The sequence below is a fragment of the Bacteroidales bacterium genome (assembly GCA_018334875.1).
Taxonomy (GTDB): domain Bacteria; phylum Bacteroidota; class Bacteroidia; order Bacteroidales; family UBA12077; genus JAGXLC01.
Genome location: JAGXLC010000195.1, coordinates 1 through 4,513, shown reverse-complemented (window position 1 = coordinate 4,513; position 4,513 = coordinate 1). Strand labels below are relative to the sequence as shown.

Annotated in this window: 4 protein-coding genes; 2 read left to right on the top strand and 2 right to left on the bottom strand. The window is 41.3% G+C overall.

Translation table 11 applies throughout. The features are described 5' to 3' along the window. Together KGY70_13965 and KGY70_13960 are read right to left on the bottom strand one after the other, a co-directional pair. The coding region (locus tag KGY70_13965; protein ID MBS3776296.1) for an NAD+ synthase at positions 1–1,463 on the bottom strand (1,463 nt) is incomplete at its 3' end. A 12-nt stretch (positions 1,464–1,475) separates the two neighbouring features. Continuing rightward, positions 1,476–2,123 (bottom strand): PorT family protein, encoded by a 648-nt coding sequence (locus tag KGY70_13960; GenBank protein ID MBS3776295.1) that lies wholly within the window; start codon positions 2,121–2,123, stop codon positions 1,476–1,478. Positions 2,124–2,225: 102 nt separating this feature from the next. Between KGY70_13960 and KGY70_13955 the strand changes: the two genes are divergently transcribed. Both KGY70_13955 and KGY70_13950 read left to right on the top strand, forming a co-directional pair. Beyond that, positions 2,226–3,233 (top strand): hypothetical protein, encoded by a 1,008-nt coding sequence (locus tag KGY70_13955; protein MBS3776294.1) that lies wholly within the window; start codon positions 2,226–2,228, stop codon positions 3,231–3,233. 301 nt (positions 3,234–3,534) lie between these two features. Further along, positions 3,535–4,513, top strand: a 979-nt coding sequence (locus KGY70_13950; protein ID MBS3776293.1) for a hypothetical protein, incomplete at its 3' end; no start/stop codon positions are given.

Below are 4,513 nucleotides of genomic sequence, written 5' to 3'. Positions count from 1 at the left end.
AGGATTTTATCCAACAACTGATAATCGGGCAGGGAGTCGCTGTCTTTCTGATCCGGCTTCAGTTCAGCTGAAGGCGCTTTTTGCATGATGTTTTTCGGAATGATCTCTTCCTCACGGTTGATGTATTCAGCCAGTTTGTAAACATCGGTTTTGTAAACATCTCCGAGAACAGAAAGGGCCCCGATCATATCACCATACAATGTGGCATATCCTACTGCTGATTCACTTTTATTGGAGGTGTTCAACAATATGTGGCCAAACTTGTTGGATATGGCCATAAGCAAAGTCCCTCTTATTCTGGCCTGCAGGTTTTCCTCTGTTACGTCTTCGGACGTATTTCTGAAAACAGGTTCCAGGGCGCTGGTAAAAGAGTGAAGTATGTTCTGAATGGGTATTTCGTCATAATGTACACCCAGGTTATCGGCCAGTTTTTTCGAGTCACTCACCGATCCTTCCGAGGTATAGTCGCTGGGCATCGACAATACCCGCAGATTTTCTTTTCCCAGTGCACGCTGGGCTATTACCAGGGAAACTGCGGAATCAATACCCCCTGACAAGCCAAGAACGGCTTTTTCAAACTTGAGTTTGCTGAAGAAATCCCTTAAACCAAGAATCAGGGCATCGTGAATTTTGGCAATAACACCATAGGTGTCATGTGTCTCATGATCATCGGTGCTTTTGGATACCTCCTCCGCATCAATTACCTGGTAGTCCTGTTCAAACCATTGCAGTTCCTTATGAATGATGCCGTTCGGATGTATCGCCATTGATGCGCCTTCAAAAATGAGCTCGGTTTGGGCTCCGATCTGGTTAACATAGAATAATGGCAGGTTATAGTTTTTTGCCTTTTGTATGAAGATGTTTTTTTTGCCCCATATTTTGCTATATGAAAAAGGGGAAGCTGCAATGTTGATCAGCATATCCGGGTTGGATTCCCTGAGTTTTTCCATGGGAGATTTGTTGTATAGCTTGTTTCTGCTGAAAACGCCCTGAGCAGGCTGCTCGTCCCATAAGTCCTCACACACGGTAAGAGCGATCCTTTTCCCTTTGAATTGAATGATTTCAAAGTGCTTATTGGGTTCGAAGTATCGGTATTCATCAAAAATATCATAGGTTGGCAGCAGTGTTTTGTCTTGTATTTGCTGTACCTGGCCATCGTAAAGAAAAAAGGCCGAATTGAGCAGCATTTTGCCCGACGAATGGGGATTGATCCTTGGTGCACCTATAATTGCGGCAATACCTACACAGTGCTCTGCTATTTCATTCACAGTACTGTCACATTGGTTAATGAATTCCCGGTAATCCAACAAATCCAGCGGGGGATAACCACATACACAAAGTTCTGAAAACACCACCAGATCTACGTTATCTTTTTCCGCCCTAATGATGGTATCGAGGATTTTCTTTTTATTATAGGGAAAATTCCCTATATGGTAATTTAACTGAGCCAATGCAATTTTCATAATGCTTTATTTTTAAAATAATATTCCCATTCGCAAAGATATATTGCCGGTGGTGATCTTATTGTCTTCAGCTTCGGTAATATCCAGAAAACCGTTTTTATAAGTAAGACCGGCCACAATGGCAGTGGTTCCTCCCAGGGAATATTCCACGCCACCCCCTATATAATATCCCAGATTATACCAATGAATTTCTTTGGTGGCATCAATGTTCTCTTCACGGGGAATATTTGCCTTTGCCTTGATATTGATGTTGGCATCCATTCCAAGATGGGCATAAAACCGGGTGTAGCCAATCTCAATTGTTTTAAATTTCAGTCCTATAGGTATATTGATATATTGCGTGTGATATTCAACCACATCATTGGTGTTAATCGTATATGTTGAATCTAGCCCCTTCAGAGAAGCCGGCTCTTTATATTTTATTTTGCCATTGACGTTGTTGATGGAGGCTCCGGTAGAAAATGCATAATTCTGTGCAAAATAATTATCGAAATTCATTCCGCCGTTGAATCCGATCATAGGCCCTGCTGCTTCTACCTTCTTTGTATTCGGTGATAACCAGCCCAATTGGGGTTCTGCAAAAACCGTAAAACTAATGCCCTGGCTGAAACTTTGTAATCCCGTAAAAACCAACAGAAGTAAGAGGTAATATTTTTTCATATTTTCAGGGTTTAAATTTGCTTTTGATGCACTGAAATCACAATATTTGTACCAATAAAAATAATAATTTATGCTGTTTCAAAATTAAAAAAGGCTCTAAAAATGATGAAGTGTTTTTACTCGATTGTTTTCCTGATGGTTATTGTTTATGGTTGTGGTCCCAAAAACCAATACGAAACGGATGTTTCCGATGTTTCTGTAAATTTAGAGGTTAAACGGCTTGAAAAAGATTTGTTTGCTTTGAATCCGGACAGCATCCACACTGCCATACCCGATTTGAATGAAAAGTACGGAGCATTCTTCGAGTTGTATAACAGGAATGTTTTGAATATCGGAGCCTCTAACAACAGGGCTTATCCGGACAATCTCAGGGGGTTTCTTAACGATCATGACATGAACAGGGTTCAATCCAGGATTATGGAGGATTTTCCTGATTTGGAAAGCATCAGGGAGAAGCTGGAAACCGGTTTTACACATTACAAACATTATTTCCCGGAAAAGAAGGTACCGGCTGTTTATACCTTTATGGGAGGCTTCAACCAGTCAATCGTTATTGCTGACAGCCTGCTCGCCATTGGTCTGGATAAATACCTGGGAAAGGATTGTGAATTTTATGATAAGCTGGGATGGGAGAGATATCGTCAGAAAAATATGCACAAGAAAAAGATCCCTTCCGATTGCATGCGGGCCTGGGGCCAGACAGAATGGCCGTTTAATGGCTCCACCGATAATTTACTTTCCAATATGCTCTACAAAGGAAAGTTGCTGTATTTTACCAAGTCCATGTTACCTGGAGAACCTGATACCCTTGTTGCAGGGTTTACAAGGAAAGAATTGGATTGGTGTATCCGGAATGAGGAAAACATATGGAATTATTTGATAGAAAACAAACTGCTGTATACAACGGATCACATGACCATTAATAAAATGATCAATCCGGCGCCTTTTACTTCCGGTTTCTCGGAAGAATCGCCCGGAAGAGCTGTCAACTGGCTGGGATGGAAGATCATCGAAGCCTATATGGACAGAAATTCCGGCATCACCCTGGAAGAACTTATGAAAAATCATAATTATCAGGGCATACTTACCGAATCGAGGTATCATCCATGATGCTTGTCAATTGGATGGTGATGACAGAAAAAATATAAGGTAAGCAAGTAAGCAAAACAGGCGGGCGGATCGATTGCCATTTTTATCTTCATTGCTGGTTCATGGATTATTTGCCTGGCGGAGGTTTTGGAGCGAACATCCTCCGATTTCAAGCCCCGTTTGGTCAAACAAATTCAATTTGCATCTGTTCATCATAATATAGTGGCAGGCTATTTATTTTATAATGGATGGACATTCTCCAGCGGACCATTATTTTTTTATAAGGCCATAATAGGAAAAAGTTTATAAAAAGTGAAGCATTATGGTATGGAATGGATACAATCAAAATGGAAATGACCTATATAAGGAAATACGAAAATATTTCAGAACATACAATAAACTGGATACCATTGATTATTTAAGTGATATCCATGATCCCTCGGATGATTCCAATATCGTTGAAGTACGTTTTAAAAATACACGGAAAGCTTTTTATCAGAACGTTTCCGGATTATCTCTTGAAAAAGGTGACATTGTAGCCGTTGAGGCTCCTATGGGGCATGATATTGGGATGGTTTCCCTGACAGGTTTTCTTGCAAAAAAGCAAGTTGATCGTAAGGTGAAGGATAAGGCGCAGTATTATTTCCCAAACATTTACAGAAAGCCCCATTTTAGAGATATAGAGAAATGGAAAGATGCGAAAGCGAAGGAAATTTTTGTGAGAAACAGGGCCCGGAAGATCGCCCGTGACATGGGGCTGAACATGAAGATCAGTGATGCGGAAATTCGCGGGGATAATAAGAAAGTTACCTTTTATTATCTGGCCGACGGTTGGGTTGATTTTAGAGAATTGGTTAAGCGTTATGCCCATGAATTTGATGTAAAGGTCGGCATGAAACAAATTGGAGCCCGGCAGGAGGCCGCTATGATTGGAGGATTTACCAGCAGTGGCCGTGAGCTTTGTGGCTCTCTATGGAAAACCGAATTTGAAACCGTTAAATTATCCGCTGCCAAAATCCAGCAATTGCCCGTTACAGGAACGAAATTGTTAGGGCCGAGCGGGGCGCTGAAAGCTTCTCTGAACTATGAGCTTGATATCTACAGAGAGGCGTGGAAGGAGTTCCCTGATAAGCTACCTGTACTGAAGACAGCCGAAGGCATTTATTATCCTCAGAAAATTGAGGTGTTGCAAAGGAAAGTATGGTATTCCGAATCTGCCGATAACATGGTGAATCCTTTAGCATTGCCGCTCAAACGCATACTGGAGATTGCAGAAGAGAATAAGCACGGATACCAACCTT

Excerpts from the sequence above, each read along its gene's own strand:
- KGY70_13960 (MBS3776295.1), bottom strand. The coding sequence starts at position 2,123 with ATGAAAAAATATTACCTCTTACTTCTGTTGGTTTTTACGGGATTACAA.
- KGY70_13955 (MBS3776294.1), top strand. The coding sequence starts at position 2,226 with ATGATGAAGTGTTTTTACTCGATTGTTTTCCTGATGGTTATTGTTTAT.